This is a genomic window from Thermus sp. FJN-A (assembly GCF_054655095.1).
In genome coordinates, this window is record NZ_BAAHSC010000167.1 from 155,247 (window position 1) to 169,101 (window position 13,855).

Consider the following 13,855-nt stretch of genomic DNA (forward strand, 5'->3'; position numbering starts at 1 on the left):
TAGGGGGCTTGCCACGCGCTTTTCATCTCCCGTGCCTATGCTGAAGGGGATGCGGCGGGGGCTTTGGCTTTTGGGCTTGCTCCTGGCCCTCCTCCTCTTGTTGGCCTGGCCCCCCCTGCTCCGGGCGGCGGCGGTGTGGGGGCTTGGCCTCGCCGGCTTCCAGGGGCAGGTGGGGGAGGTGGGGGGGCACCTCCTCTTTGGCCTCCGCCTGAAGGGGGTGCGCCTTCAGGGCCAAGGCCTCGCCCTGGAGGCGGAGGCGGTGGACCTCCGCTATGACCTTTTGGGCCTGTTCCGCCGGGAGCTCCCCCTCTCCTTGGCCCTGAAGGGGGCCAGGCTCCGCCCCACCTGGGAGGCCCTCTTCCCGGAAAGGCCAGGGCCGCCCCCCGCCCTGAAGGTGGTCTTCCGCCAGCTCCGCCTGGAGGACACGGAGGTGGTGTTGCCAGAGGGGAGGCGGCTTTTCCTGCCCCCTTTGCGCCTTTTGCTGGTGGGGGAGAACCCCTACGCCTTCCTCGCAAGGCTCCCCGGGGGGAGCTTCCAGGGGGAGGCGAGGGCGCTTTCCCCGGACCTCTCCGCCTGGGAGGTGGGCTTCAGGGGAGAGGTGCGGGGGCTTTCCTTCTTCTATGAGGGCCTGAAGGGGGGGGAGGTGGCCGGGGCCCTTCGCCTCGGGCCCGGGGGGATGGAGGGGGAGGCCCGGGTGGAGGGAGGGGTGGTGGAGCTCGTGGGCTTCCGCCTCACGGGGGTGGAGGGGCCCATCCGCCTGCGGGGGGAGAGGGTGGAGGCGGCGCTTAGGGGGGTGGGCCTCGAGGGGCCCCTCGCCGCCCGGGCGGAGGTGGACCTGGGGAGGGAGCGCTACCGCTTCTCCCTCTCCGGCAGGCCCAGGCTTCCCGCCCTGGCCCGGCACTTTGGCCTCCACCTCCCCGTGGAGGGGGAGGGGGCCTTATCCCTGGAAGGGGAAGGCTGGGGGGAGGTGCGGGTTTGGGGACGCTTCCAGGGGGAGGGGCGGTTTTTGTCCCAGCCCTTCCGCCACCGGGGGACCCTTTCCTTCCACCGGGTCTTCGCCCTGGCGGCCGAGGCGGAGGGGCGGCTCTTTGACCGGGACTACCGCCTGGCCTTGGACCTCCGGGGGCAGGACTACCGGGTTTCCCTCCGGGACACCCGGGGAAGCACCCTTCACCTCACGGGCCAGGGGAACCGCACCCAGGGGGAGGGGAGGGTGGCCTGGCCGAGCCCCCTCCAGGGCTTGGCCCAGGTGGCCTTCCGGAGCGAGGGGAGCCGCTTTTGGGCCCAGGTGAGGAGCCCGGAGGTCAGGCTTCCCCCCTTCCTCCCCCTGGACCTCTCCGGGGAGGTGGCCGGGGAGGGGGAGCGGGTGGCCGGGCGGCTCGGCCCCCTCGCCTTTAGGGGCACCTGGGGCGACCTGGGCCTGAGCCTTGCCCCCACCCCCTTGGCGGTGGGGCGCCTGGAGGGGGCGGGGCGGCTGCGCGGGGGCAGGTTGCGGGCGGGGCTCCACTATAGCTCCCCTTACGCCTCCTTCCCCGTGGAGCTCTGGCAGGAGGCGGCGGGCTTCCGCTTCCGTAGTCCCCACGGGGAGGGGAGCTACCGGGATGGGGTTTTGGCCCTGCGCCTCCGGGACCTGCCCATCCAGGCCCTGGACCGGCTGAGGCTTTCCGGGGAGGCCCGCTACCGGGACGGGGGGCTTTCCGGGAGCCTCTCCCTGAAAGGGCGGTACCTGGAGGCGGAGGCCCGGTTGCGCCGCCTGGGGGCGGAGATCTCGGGAAAGGTCCAGACGCCCTTGGGGGAACTCCCCTTCCGGGGGGCTTACGACCCGGGCCCGGGCCTGGCCCTGGAGGCGAAGGAGCTCCGCCTCACCTACCGGGAGGGGCTCCGCCTGGTGGGGCGGGCGGAGCTCGGCCCCCTGCGCCTCTGGGCCGACCTGGGCTGGGGGCCGGGGTTTTCCGGCCTGGCCCGGGTGGAGACCCCCTACGGGGTGCGGGGGGTCTTTCGGGGGGAAGGGGAGAGGCTTTCCCTGGCCCTTACCGGCCTGGTGGAGGGGGGAGGGGAGGTCTACCCGGACCTGCGCCTAGAGGGGGAGGTGCGCCCGCCCTTGCCTGAGGGCCTGGCCCTCCCCCCCTTGGCCTTCCGCCTGGACCGGGGGGGCCTCGAGGTGGCCGGGGTGGGGCGGGTGGCCTTCCGGGAGGGCTTTCCCTTTTCCCTGGACCTCCCCTTCCGCTACCGGGGGCAGGAGGGGCGGCTTAAGGCGGGGGGAAGCGTGGAGGAGGGGTGGGTGCGCCTTGCCACCCCGTACGGGGCGGTGGAGGGGAAGGGGGCCTGGCGGGACCTGTTCCTCTCCGGGCGCCTTGCGCTTCCCCTCTTGGGGCCGGGGCAGGTCTTGGGACGGGTGGACCTCCTGGGCCTGGCCTACCGGGGGGAGGCCTTCTGGGAGAGGCCCGGCTTGCGGCTTGGCCTCACGGGGCGGGGGGCGGCTTTGCGCTTCGTGGGGACGGCCCCGGGGCTCAGGCTCCTGGGGGGCTACGAGGGGGGGCTTTCCCTCCTCCTCAGGGCGGAGGGGTTTGACCTGGCTCCCCTGGGCCTGCCCCTGAGGGCTACGGGCACCTGGGGCACCCGGGGAGGGAGGCTGCGGTTCATCTCCCCCTACGGGGAGGCCCTCCTGGCCGGGGAGGGGCTTCTCGAGGCCCGGGTGCGGTTCCTCGGGCCCTACCTGCAGGGGGAGGGGCGGGTGTCCCCGGCGGGGCTTCAGGTGGCCCTCCAGGGGGCCTACCGGGAGGGGGGCGTGGCGGTGCGCCTGGCCGCGGCGGGGGGCGGGCCCTGGGACGCTTTGTCCCTGGACCTCCAGGGGGAGGCCCGGGTGCCCTACCTGGAGCCCGTGCCCTTCCGGGGGCGGGTGTGGCATGAGGCCGGGGTGCGCTACGCCCTGGAGGGCCCGGTGCGGCTGGAGGGGGAGGGGTTGCGCTACCGGGGGAGCTTCCGCCTGCCCTTCGCCCTTGGGGGCAAGGAGGGGTGGCTTTGGGGCCGGTTCCAGGGGGAGGGGTTGGGGGTGGCGGCGGAGGGGGAGGGGTCTTGGGCCGGGCTTCCCCTCGCCTTCCGCGGGGGATACGAAGGAAGGCCCTTCCTGGCCGTGGGTTACCCCGGGGGGAAGGTGGTCCTGGAGGAGGGGACGGTGGTCCTGGCCCTCTGGGACGTGGCACCCTTGGCGGAGCGCTTCGGCCTGGCCTTGGCGGGGGAGGCCGGGGGAAGGGTCTCCCTGGACGGGGAGGGGGAGGCTTGGGCCCGGTTGCGGTACGGGGGGGAGGCCCTGGAGGTGGCCTACCGGGAGGGGGCCTTGAGCCTCTATCTGCCCGCGCGGGACCTGGGCCTGGCCTGGGCCCCCAAGGACGGAAGGCTATGGGGCCTGGGGGAGGTCAGGGGGGAGGGGTCCTTGCGCCTGGGGCCGGGCCCGAAGGGGGAGGTGGTGGGGGCCTTCCGCTACCGGGAAGGGGAGGCCCGGCTGGCGGGCTCCCTGGAGGACCTGGTCCTGGAGGCCCGCTACGCCCGGGAGGGGTTTGGGGAGACCCGGCTTTCCGGGCGCCTGGACCTCCTGGCCCTCGAGGGGGAGGGCGTCTTGCGCCACGCCTCCCCCTATGCGGAAGGGGAGCTCGCCCTCCGCTGGCGGGGGGCCCGCTACCGGGGGGAGGGGTGGTTGCGGAGCCTCGCCTACCTGGAGCAGGAGGGCCCCTTGCGCCTCCAGGGGGAGGGGCTTAGGGCGGAGGCGGTCTGGGAGGCCCCCCTGGCCCTGGCCGCCCGGTACGAGGGGGGGCTTTGGGTCTCGGCCCAGGGGGAGGCGGAGGTCCGGGGCGTCCGGGTGCGGGCGGACCTGGGCCTTGGCCCGGAAGGGTATAGGGGGACCCTGGAGGCCCAGGGCCTGGGCCTCCGCCTCCGGGGGGAGGGGGCGGGCCCCTTGCACCTTTCCCTGGAAGGGGAGGGGGCGTGGGGGGAGGTCCGGGGGAGGGCGGCTTTGGAGGGGCTTGCCCTGAAGGGGGAGGCGGGCTACGCCCGGTCCTTGGGGAAAGCTCATTTGGAGGCCTCGGCCCTTTTCCATGGGGAGCTGCCCCGTCTGGACCTGGCGGGGGGTGGGGTCCTCCGGGGCGAGGGGGCGGAGGTGCCCTTCCGCTTCGCCTACCGCTACCGGGGCGGGGCGCCGGACCTCGAGGGCCTCCTCCTCCGGGCGGAGGCGGAAGGGGTGGAGCTCGCCCTGGAAGGGGGGCACCTCTTCCTACACCTGGACAAGGACCTCACCCCCTTCGGGCTTCCCCTCCGGGTCCAGGCCCGGGCGGACGGGCCCTGGGAGGGCCCCATCCCCCTGGCCTTGGCGCGGGCGGAGGGGAGGCTTGCGGGGGCGGTTTGGCTCTCCCCCTTGCGGGCGGAGCTGGCCGGGGAGGTGCTGGGGGAAGGGCTGGAGGCGGCTTACGGTCCCCAAGGGGTGGTCCTGCGCCTCCGGGGGCCGCGCCTCTTCGGGGAGGCCCGGTACGCCGAGGGGCTTTCCGGGAGGCTTTCCCTCCGCTATCCCCTTTCCGGGGGGGCGGTGGCCGGGGAGGTGGACCTGGGGGAGGGGCGCTTCCGCCTCCTTGGGGAGGGGGCCTGGGAAGGGGCTTGGGAAGGGTGGTTCTGCCTGCCCGCGCCCTTAGGGCCTTGCCCCGGCCTCTCCCTGGAGGCTTCGGGAAGGCTCGCCCACGGGGAGCTTGTCCTTTCGGGGAGCTACCGCTACACCGCTCCCGAGGGGTACCTGGGGCAGGTCGTGGGGGAGGGGCGGCTTGCCACCCCTTACGGGGCGGTGCGCCTCCTCGGGCGGGGGCTCGGCCTGGACCTGGAGGGGGAGGGCCTTCCCCTTGCGGGGCGGCTTGAGCTAAATCCCTTCCGCCTCGCCTACCGGTACGCGGGGGCGCTTCCTTTGGGCCTGGGGGAGCTCCAGGCGGAGGGCGTCTATCCGGGGGTCTGGCTTTCCGGGACGTACCGGTATGGGGAGGTGGCCCTCGCCCTGGAGGGGCTTCCCGGGTTCCGGGTGGGCCTTTCCGGGGAAGGGGTGCGGGGGGAGGTGGGGCCCGAGGGGGTCGCCCTGGACCTGGAGGGGTTCCGCTACGGGCCCCTCGCTCTCTGGGGGCGGGTGGAGGGGGCGTGGGGGGAGGTCTTGGCCTCGGGGCGGCTTGCCGCCTTCGGCCGGGAGGCCGGGTTCTCGGGGAGCTTTGGCGCCGAGGGGCTCCGCCTCGCCTTCCTTGGGGACCTCGAGGGGGAGGTGGCCTGGAAGGAGGCTTGGCGGGGGAGGCTCTTCTTCCGGGAGGGGTGGGTGGCCCTTTCGGGGCGGGGGGTTCCCGAGCTTGAGGGGGAGGTCCTGGGGGAGGCGGTGCGTCTCCTTTGGCCCAGGCTTCAGGTGGAAGGGCTTTGGCTGGACCTGGCGGCGCGGGAGGCGGGGGGCAGGGCGCGGCTCCTTTCCCGGTCGGTGCCGGAGGGGGTGGAGGCCCGGGGGGAAGGGGGAAGGCTCTTCCTCGCCTACCGCGTCCCGGGCCTCGGGCTTCCCCTGGAGGGGGAGGTGGACCTGAAGGACCTTTCCCTCGCCCTCACGAGCCCGGAAGGGGAGGGGGCCTTGCGCTACGCCGAAAGGAGGTTGGAGGGGGCGCTTTCCCTTTCCCTCCACGGCTTCGCCCTGCGCCTGGAGGGGGCGGGGGAGGGGGTCCGGCTCTTTGGGGAGCACCCCGCCTGGCCCTGGTGGGCGGCGGGGGCGGGGAGGCTGGAGGGGGAGGTGGACCTCACCGGGGCGTATTGGGCCCGGTACCGGGCGGGGGAGGAGGTCCTGGAGGTCTCGGGGAGGCTTTTGGAGGCCAGGCTGAGGGCGGAGGGGCCGTACCTGGCCGGGGAGCTCGCCTACCCCCCTGCGGGGGAACTCCGCGTGGACCTGCCCCTCCCTCCCCTGGGGAGCCGCTTCCGGGCCCGGGTCTTCGGCGAGGGGTACCGGGTGGAGGGGGTCCTGGAGGGGGATGTGGGCCGGGTGGCGGCCCGGGGGAGCCTCCTTCCCCTCAGGGGCGAGCTCCTCTTGGAGCGGGCGGTGCTGGAGGACTTCGTGGGCCGCTACGCCCCCTACCTCAAGGGGCGGGTCTCGGGGCGGCTCCTCCTGGAGGGGGGGGAGGCCCGGGGGAGCCTCGAGGGCCACGCGGAGGTGGCGGGCATCTCCCTTCCCCTCGCCTTCTCGGGGGCCCTGGGCCCGGGGCTCCTCCGGGGGGAGGGGCGCCTGGGGGAGAGCCCCTTCCGGGTGGACCTGGAGGGGGGAAGGCTGGACCTCTTCGCCACCCCCCGCGCCTTTCCCCTCCACCTCCTCCTCGCGGCGGTGGCGGGGCCTTTGGAGGGGGAGGCCTACTGGACGGGGGCGGTGCGGCTCCGCCTGCCCCTCGCCGACCCCTGGGGAGGGGAGGGGGTGCTGGTGGGGGAAAGCCTCCGCTTCCTGGGGGCGGGGGACGAGCTCAGGGGCCGGGCGGCCTTCCGCTTCCAAGGGGGGCGGTTTCATGTGGACCACCTCCACCTCTCCGGGCAGGGCACCTGGGAGGGCGGAGGGTACTGGAGCCGGGAGGGGAGCGACCTCTACCTGAGCCTGAAGGACACGGTCTTCACCCCCGTGCTCCAGGTGGTGCCCGCCCTCAAGCCCTACCGCCCGGAGGGCTCGGGGAGCCTGACCCTTCGCCTCAGGGGCGAGGGCTTCCAGATGGCCTTCCGGGACTTCCGCTTCCGCCTGGGACCGGTGGCGGGGTATTTGCCCGAGGGGCTTTTGGCCCTGAACGGGGGGGCCCAGGCCCAGGGGGAGCTCCTCCTCTCCGCCCCCTTCCCCGGGCGGGCCCGGCTGGGCCTCGAGGGCGCCTTGGAGGACTTCCGCGTCCTGGCCCGGGGGGAGGTCTCCCTGCCCGGCCTCAAGGAGGCCACCCCCGCGGAGGTGGCCTTCCGCTACCCCGGCTACCAGGTGGAGATCCGCCTGGGGGAGGCCCAGGCCCAGGGCACCCTCTTCCCCCTGCGCCTGGCGGGCTACGGCCGGCTCCCCCTCTACTACCCCCAGTACTACCTGCAAGAGGGGCTTCTGGACGTGAAGAGCTTCTTCCTCTACGAGGAGAAGGGCACCTACCACCTCACGGGGAACGCGGAGGTGCTGAGGGCCCGCCTGGCCCTGCCCGCCGCTTCCCCGTCAGGGGAACAGCTGGTGGCGCGGGCCCGGGAGCTCTCCCAGGAGGGGGTGGCGGTGGGGGACCGGCCGGCCGTGCCCCTCCGCTTTGACGGGGTAAGGCTCTACGCGGAGCGGGGCATCCTGGTCCAGGAGAGCCTGGTCCAGGGGGAGCTCAAGGGGGAGGTCTTCCTGGGGGGAAGCTACGCCGACCCCTTCCTGGCGGGGGAGGTGGGGGCCCTTTGGGGGAACTTCCGCCTCTTTGACTCCCTCTTCGCCCTGGACCCTAAGGGGAGCGTCCTCCGCTTCCGCCCGGACCGGGGCCTGTTGCCGGAGTTTGCCCTGGAGGCCCAGGCGGAGACCCGGGGGTACCGGGTTTTCCTGCGGGCCACCGGGGAGTTCCTGCGGGCCAACGGGCGGGTGAAGGTGCGCCTGGAGCCCCACTTCGCCTCGGAACCCCCGCTTACCGAGCCCGAGATCTACGCCCTCCTCACCCTGGGCACCCCCGACGTGACGCGCCTCGCGGAGACCCTGCCCCAGGCCGCCCTGGGGGCGGCCTTGGAGAACCTGGTCCTGGGGCAGCTGGAGCGGGAGCTGGCCCGCACGCTCGGCCTGGACCGCTTCCAGGTGCAGGTGCCCTTATTCCAGGGAGGGGACCTTCAGGACGTGCGCTTCTCCGTGGGGAAGTACCTGAGCCCCGAGCTCTTCCTGGGCTACGAGGTGGACCTGAGGGGCCAGCAGACCCTTTCCGCCCAGTACCGCAGGGACGGGTTCACCTTCGCCTTGGGTTCCACCTTCCAGCCTGGGGACGGCCGGCTTTCCCGCTTCAGCTTCTCCTTGGGCTACGACCTCACCGAGGCCTTGGGCCTCACCTTCAGCCTGGAGGCGGCGGACACCACCCGCTTCAGCGTGGGGGCCCTCTACCGGTGGTAGCATGGCCCCGGTATGCGCGCACTGGCCAAGCTAGCCCCGGAGGAAGGCCTGACCCTGGTGGACCGCCCCGTACCCGAGCCGGGCCCGGGGGAGATCCTGGTGCGGGTGGAGGCGGCCAGCATCTGCGGCACCGACCTCCACATCTGGAAGTGGGACCCCTGGGCCCGGGGGAGGATCAGGCCTCCCCTCATCACCGGGCACGAGTTCAGCGGGGTGGTGGAGGCCGTGGGCCCCGGGGTGAAGCGCCCCCAGGTGGGGGACCACGTGAGCCTGGAAAGCCACGTGGTCTGCCACGCCTGCCCCGCCTGCCGCACGGGGAATTACCACGTCTGCCTGAACACCCAGATCCTCGGGGTGGACCGGGACGGGGGCTTTGCCGAGTACGCGGTGGTGCCCGCGGAAAACGCCTGGGTGAACCCCAAGGACCTCCCCTTTGAGGTGGGGGCCATCCTGGAGCCCTTCGGCAACGCGGTGCACACGGTCTACGCGGGAAGCGGGGTCTCGGGGAAGAGCGTCCTCATCACGGGAGCGGGCCCCATCGGCCTCATGGCGGCCATGGTGGCCCGGGCGAGCGGGGCCGGGCCCATCCTGGTCTCGGACCCCAACCCCTACCGCCTCGGCTTCGCCAGGCCCTACGCCGACCGGCTCGTCAACCCCCTGGAGGAGGACCTCCTCCAGGTGGTGCGGGAGGTCACGGGAAGCGGGGTGGAGGTGCTCTTGGAGTTCAGCGGGAACGAAACCGCCATCCACCAGGGGCTAAAGGCCCTCATCCCCGGGGGGGAGGCGAGGATCTTGGGCATCCCCTCCGACCCCATCCGCTTTGACCTGGCCGGGGAGCTCGTCATGCGGGGGATCACCGCCTTCGGCATCGCCGGGCGGCGGCTCTGGCAGACCTGGATGCAGGGGACGGCCCTGGTCTACTCGGGGAGGGTGGACCTAAGCCCCCTCATCACCCACCGCCTGCCCATGAGCCGCTACCGGGAGGCCTTCGGCCTCTTGGCCTCGGGCCAGGCGGTGAAGGTGATCCTGGACCCCAGGGCCTGAAGGCCGGTTTGCGGAAATGTGCCCTGCTCCTGGGGGCGGGGCCCGCCCTTGGGGTAACCTCCTCGCAAGATGCTGAGCCGGAGGGGGTTTCTCTTGGGGCTTATGGGGCTTCCCTTCGCCCGGGGGCAGGGGCTAAAGGCAGAGGGGGTGGTGGGGGGCCTCGAGGTGCCCTGGGCCTTGGCCTTCCTGCCGGACGGGGGGATGCTCATCTCGGAGAGGCCCGGGAGGATCCGGCTTTTTAGGGAGGGAAGGCTTACCACCTATGCCGAGCTTGCCGTCTACCACCGGGGGGAGTCCGGGCTTTTGGGCCTCGCCCTCCACCCCCGGTTTCCCCAGGAGCCCTACCTTTACGCCTACCGCACCGTGGAGGAGGGGGGTCTGAGGAACCAGGTGGTGCGCCTTAGGCACCTGGGGGAAAGGGGGGTCCTGGACCGGGTGGTCCTGGACGGGATCCCCGCCCGGCCCCACGGCCTCCACTCGGGGGGGCGCATCGCCTTCGGCCCCGACGGGATGCTCTACGTGACCACGGGGGAGGTCTACGAGCGGGAGATGGCCCAGGACCTTGCCTCCTTGGGGGGGAAGATCCTCCGCATCACCCCGGAAGGGGAGCCCGCCCCCGGGAACCCCTTCCTGGGGCGTAGGGGGGCGAGGCCCGAGGTGTATAGCCTCGGCCACCGCAACCCGCAAGGGCTTGCCTGGCACCCAAGGACCGGGGAGCTTTTTTCTAGCGAGCACGGGCCGAGCGGGGAGCTGGGCTTTGGTCACGACGAGGTGAACGTGATCGTCCCCGGGGGGAACTACGGCTGGCCCCGGGTGGTGGGCCGGGGGGAGGACCCCCGGTACCGGGACCCCCTTCACCTTTGGCCCGAGGGCTTCCCCCCGGGGAACCTGGCCTTCTTCCGGGGGGACCTCTACGTGGCGGGCCTCCGGGGCCAGGCCCTCTTGCGCCTGAGGCTTGCCGGGGAAAAGGGGAGGTGGCGGGTTTTGCGGGTGGAGACCGCCCTTTCCGGCTTCGGCCGCCTAAGGGAGGTGCAGGTGGGCCCCGAGGGGGCCCTTTACGTGACCACCTCCAACCGGGACGGCCGGGGCCAGGTGCGCCCGGGGGACGACCGGGTCATTCGCCTGGCGTAGACTTAGGCCCGTGGAACGGGTCTTGCCCTTCCGGTGGGAGGAGGGGGAAGGGGTCTTCTGGCTTTTGGACCAGAGGCGGCTTCCCCTGGAGGAGGTCTGGGTCCCCGTGCGCACCGCCCGGGAGATGGCGGAGGCCATCCGGGCCATGGTGGTGCGGGGGGCCCCGGCCATCGGCCTTTCCGCGGCCTTCGGCATGGTGCTGGCCCACCTCCGGGGGGAGGACCCCCGGGAGGCGGACAGGCTCCTAAGGGGAAGCCGCCCCACGGCGGTGAACCTCTTCCACGCCCTGGACCGCATGCGCCCCCACTGGGGGAGCGCGGAGGGAAGCCTGAGGGAGGCCTTGGCCCTCTGGCGGGAGGTGGAGGAGACGGAGCGGGCCATAAGCCTCCACGGGGCCAGGGTCCTGAGGGGCCGGGTCCTCACCCACTGCAACACGGGGCCTTTGGCCACCGGGGGCTTTGGCACCGCCCTTGGGGCCATCCTCGAGGCCCACCGCCAGGGGCGGGTCACCCACGTGTGGGTGGACGAGACCCGGCCCTACCTCCAGGGGGCCCGCCTCACCGCCTTTGAGCTGAAGAAGGCGGGGGTGCCCGCCACCCTCATCGCCGACAACATGGCGGGCTTCCTCATGCAGAGGGGCCAGGTGGACGCGGTCATCGTGGGGGTGGACCGCATGGCCCTAAACGGCGACTTCGCCAACAAGATCGGCACCTATGCCCTGGCCGTCCTGGCCCACCACCACGGCCTCCCCTTCTACGCCGCCCTTCCCCTTGCCTCCGTGGACCCAAGGCTTCCCACCGGGGAGGGCATTCCCATTGAGGAGAGGCCCCCGGAGGAGGTCTTGGAGGTCCGGGGCCTGCGCCTCGCCCCGGAGGGCTTTCCCGCCTACCACCCCGCCTTTGACCTGACCCCCCACCGCTACCTCACGGGGATCGTCACCGAGAAGGGGGTGCTCTACCCCCCCTTTGACGAGGCCTTACGGGATGCTCTGGGGCTTGCTTGAAGGGCTCTTGGGCCACGCCTGCCCCGGGTGCGGGGGGAGGCTGGATCAGCCCTTGCTCTGCACCCGCTGCCGCCAAGGGCTTCGGGCCTTCGCCACGGGGGAGGTGGTCTACCTGGGCCTCTACGGCCGGGTGGGGGGGCTGGCCCGGGCCCTGAAGTACCGGGGAAGGGCGGGGCTTGCCCCCTTGCTGGCCGCGCCCCTGGCCGAGGGGGTGCGGGGCCAGGGCTGGGCCCTGGCGGGGGTCACCGCGGTGCCCACCCTCCTGCCCCGGCTCCTGAGGCGGGGGTACAACCCCCCGGAACTCCTGGCGCAGGCCCTGGCCCGGCACCTGGGGCTCCCCCACCGCCGGGTGCTTCGCCGGGTGCGCTACGCCCCCAGCCAGCCCACCCGGGGACGGGGGCGGAAAAGGCTTCCCCCGGACCTCTTCGCCCCTCTGGGCCGGGTGGAGGGGGCCTGGCTCTTGGTGGACGACGTCCTGACCAGCGGGGCCACCTTCCTGAGGGCGAAGGAGGCCCTCCTCCGGGCGGGGGCAAGCCGGGTGTACGGGGCCTTCCTGGCGGTGCGGGACCCCGGGGCCCTGGGGCCTTATGGGTGATGCCCCCCCTATGCGGGCTTGGGCCGGCATGGGGGGTATGAGGCGGCCCACCTTCCCCGGGCCCTTTTCCCCTTATGCTTGGGGCCAGGAGGTGGTCCCGGTGAGAAAGCCCCGCCTTCGCCGCCTCCAGGATCTCCTCCCCCACCTCAGGGAAGGCCGGTACCGGCTAGGCCCCCACGTGGCCAAGCACATGCTCCAGGAGGGCTTCACCGAGCTGGACGTCCTCCGGGCCTTGGAGTGGGGGAGGGAGCTTGCCATCTACCCCGAGGACCAGCGGATGCTGGTCTTGGGCTACATGGTCTTCCCCCCGCGCCTCAGGCTTCCCCTGCACGTGGTGCTGGAGTACGCCGCCCCCCGCCACGTGGACATCGTCACCGCCTTCATCCCCAAGGAGCCCCACCGGGTCTACTCCCGGGCCCGCCTGGCGGCCATCCTGCGCTTTGACCGGGCCCTGGAGGAGGTCCGCTGGAGCAAGCCCAAGGAGGCCTACCCCGCCTGGGAGTAGCCGGGCGCGCACTCAGGGCAACGGCCGAAGACCGTGACCTCGTGGCCCTCCGCCTGGAAGCCGGGGGGGAGATGGCTTAGGGCCAGGTCGCAGCCCAGGAGCTCGTACACGCGCCCGCAGCGGCGGCAGAGGAAGTGGTGGTGGTGCTCCCTCCCCGCGGGCTCGTAGCGGGAGGGTTCCCCGGGGAGGGCCACGGGGGTGAGGAAACCCTCCTCCACCAGGCCCTTCAGGGTCCGGTAGACGGTGGCCAGGCCCAGGGTGGGCACCTTGCGCTTGGCCAGCTCCAGCACCTCCTGGGGGGAGAGGGGGCGGCCCGCCTCCAGGAAGGCTTCCCGGATGGCCCGCCGCTGCCTTGTGGAGCGTTCCATGCCTTAAGGATAGCAACTTGAGAAGAAATTTTCATCCTGAGGGGCTAGAGTGGGGCCATGCGCGGGCTGGTCTTGGTCCTGCTCTGGCTCCTTCCCGCCTGGGCCCAGGGGGAGGGGCAGTACCTGGTGGGCCGGATCCTCTCCCTGGACCCCGCCTCGAGCCGGGCCCAGGTGGCGGTGGAAGGGAGAACCGAGGAGGCCCTCCTCCCCACGGACGGGGGCGGGTTCCGCCCGGGGGAGCGGGTGGTCCTCTACCGGGAGGGGGGAAGGCTCTACGTGACCGAGCCCGACCGCCTGCCCTGGCTCTTCGCCCTCCTCGGCCTCTTCGCCTCCCTGGCCGCTCTGCTCGGCCGGGGCAAGGGGGTGCGGGGGCTTTTGGGCACCTTCCTCAGCCTCCTCGTGGTGGTCTACCTGGTGGTGCCCCGGGTGGCGGCGGGGGGAAACCCCCTCCTCTACGCCTTCCTGGGGAGCGTGGGGGTGCTTTTCCTCACCCTCTACCTGGTGCACGGGGTGAACCGCAAGACCACCGCGGCCCTCCTGGGCACCCTCCTTTCCGTGGCCCTGGTCCTGGGCCTGAGCCTCTTCTTCGTGCGGGGCATGGCCTTCACCGGCCTGGCCTCGGAGGAGGCCCTCCTCCTTTACCAGTGGGGCGGGGTGGACCTGGTCTCCCTCTTCCTGGCGGGGGTGGTGGTGGGGGCCCTGGGGGCCCTCACCGACGTGGCCGTCACCCAGGCGGCGGTGGTCCAGGCCCTGGCCCACGCCAACCCCCGCCTTGGCCTCGGGGAGCTCTACCGCCGGGGGATGGAGGTGGGCTACGACCACATCGGCAGCCTGGTGAACACCCTGGTCCTGGCCTACGCCGCGGGGTCCTTGCCCCTCTTCCTCCTCCTCACCAAGGACCCCACCCCCTTGCGCTTCCTCCTGAACACCGAGCCCTTCGCCGCGGAGATCGCCGCCATGGTCCTCAGCTCCTTGGGGCTTCTCCTGGCGGTGCCCTTCACCACCTTGCTGGCCGCCTGGGCCTTCCGGGGGGGAAGGGGCGGGCCCCCGGGGGACCACGGCCACCTCCACTGAGGCGCCAGGGGTA

At 73.0% G+C, this 13,855-nt stretch carries 8 protein-coding genes; 7 read left to right on the plus strand and 1 reads right to left on the minus strand.

Annotation, left to right across the window (positions count from 1 at the left end; translation table 11 throughout):
• Window positions 1–49 precede the first annotated feature (49 nt).
• The 6 genes from ACYQ0J_RS03800 (at window position 50) to ACYQ0J_RS03825 (ending at window position 12,400) form a co-directional block, all read left to right on the plus strand.
• Window positions 50–8,122 (plus strand): translocation/assembly module TamB domain-containing protein, encoded by an 8,073-nt coding sequence (locus ACYQ0J_RS03800; protein WP_460170847.1) that lies wholly within the window; start codon window positions 50–52, stop codon window positions 8,120–8,122.
• Window positions 8,123–8,134: 12 nt separating this feature from the next.
• The gene (tdh, locus tag ACYQ0J_RS03805) at window positions 8,135–9,166 is read left to right on the plus strand and encodes an L-threonine 3-dehydrogenase (protein WP_460170848.1); all 1,032 of its coding nucleotides are present in this window, start codon (window positions 8,135–8,137) and stop codon (window positions 9,164–9,166) included.
• A 69-nt stretch (window positions 9,167–9,235) separates the two neighbouring features.
• Window positions 9,236–10,297, plus strand: a complete 1,062-nt coding sequence (locus ACYQ0J_RS03810) for a PQQ-dependent sugar dehydrogenase (protein ID WP_460170849.1) — start codon at window positions 9,236–9,238, stop codon at window positions 10,295–10,297.
• Between the two features lie 10 nt (window positions 10,298–10,307).
• The gene (mtnA, locus tag ACYQ0J_RS03815) at window positions 10,308–11,300 is read left to right on the plus strand and encodes an S-methyl-5-thioribose-1-phosphate isomerase (RefSeq protein ID WP_460170850.1); all 993 of its coding nucleotides are present in this window, start codon (window positions 10,308–10,310) and stop codon (window positions 11,298–11,300) included.
• Window positions 11,281–11,895, plus strand: a complete 615-nt coding sequence (locus ACYQ0J_RS03820) for a ComF family protein (protein ID WP_460170851.1) — start codon at window positions 11,281–11,283, stop codon at window positions 11,893–11,895. Before mtnA ends, ACYQ0J_RS03820 begins: the two co-directional genes overlap by 20 nt.
• Before the next feature lie 91 nt (window positions 11,896–11,986).
• The gene (locus ACYQ0J_RS03825; RefSeq protein ID WP_460170852.1) at window positions 11,987–12,400 is read left to right on the plus strand and encodes a DUF4258 domain-containing protein; all 414 of its coding nucleotides are present in this window, start codon (window positions 11,987–11,989) and stop codon (window positions 12,398–12,400) included.
• Here the strand turns inward: ACYQ0J_RS03825 and ACYQ0J_RS03830 are convergent.
• Window positions 12,382–12,768 (minus strand): zinc uptake transcriptional regulator, encoded by a 387-nt coding sequence (locus ACYQ0J_RS03830; RefSeq protein ID WP_460170853.1) that lies wholly within the window; start codon window positions 12,766–12,768, stop codon window positions 12,382–12,384. The genes ACYQ0J_RS03825 and ACYQ0J_RS03830 overlap by 19 nt on opposite strands.
• Window positions 12,769–12,825: 57 nt before the next feature.
• On the opposite strand from ACYQ0J_RS03830, the gene ACYQ0J_RS03835 reads away from it, so the two are divergent.
• Window positions 12,826–13,842 carry a YibE/F family protein gene (locus ACYQ0J_RS03835; protein ID WP_460170854.1) on the plus strand — a complete coding sequence of 339 codons (1,017 nt, stop codon included), beginning with the start codon at window positions 12,826–12,828 and terminating at the stop codon, window positions 13,840–13,842.
• Window positions 13,843–13,855 lie beyond the last annotated feature (13 nt).

What these genes read in the sequence shown, in the direction of transcription:
- ACYQ0J_RS03800 (WP_460170847.1), top strand. Translation starts at nt 50, where the DNA reads ATGCGGCGGGGGCTTTGGCTTTTGGGCTTGCTCCTGGCCCTCCTCCTC.
- tdh (WP_460170848.1), top strand. Translation starts at nt 8,135, where the DNA reads ATGCGCGCACTGGCCAAGCTAGCCCCGGAGGAAGGCCTGACCCTGGTG.
- ACYQ0J_RS03810 (WP_460170849.1), top strand. Translation starts at nt 9,236, where the DNA reads ATGCTGAGCCGGAGGGGGTTTCTCTTGGGGCTTATGGGGCTTCCCTTC.
- ACYQ0J_RS03820 (WP_460170851.1), top strand. Translation starts at nt 11,281, where the DNA reads ATGCTCTGGGGCTTGCTTGAAGGGCTCTTGGGCCACGCCTGCCCCGGG.
- ACYQ0J_RS03830 (WP_460170853.1), bottom strand. Translation starts at nt 12,768, where the DNA reads ATGGAACGCTCCACAAGGCAGCGGCGGGCCATCCGGGAAGCCTTCCTG.
- ACYQ0J_RS03835 (WP_460170854.1), top strand. Translation starts at nt 12,826, where the DNA reads ATGCGCGGGCTGGTCTTGGTCCTGCTCTGGCTCCTTCCCGCCTGGGCC.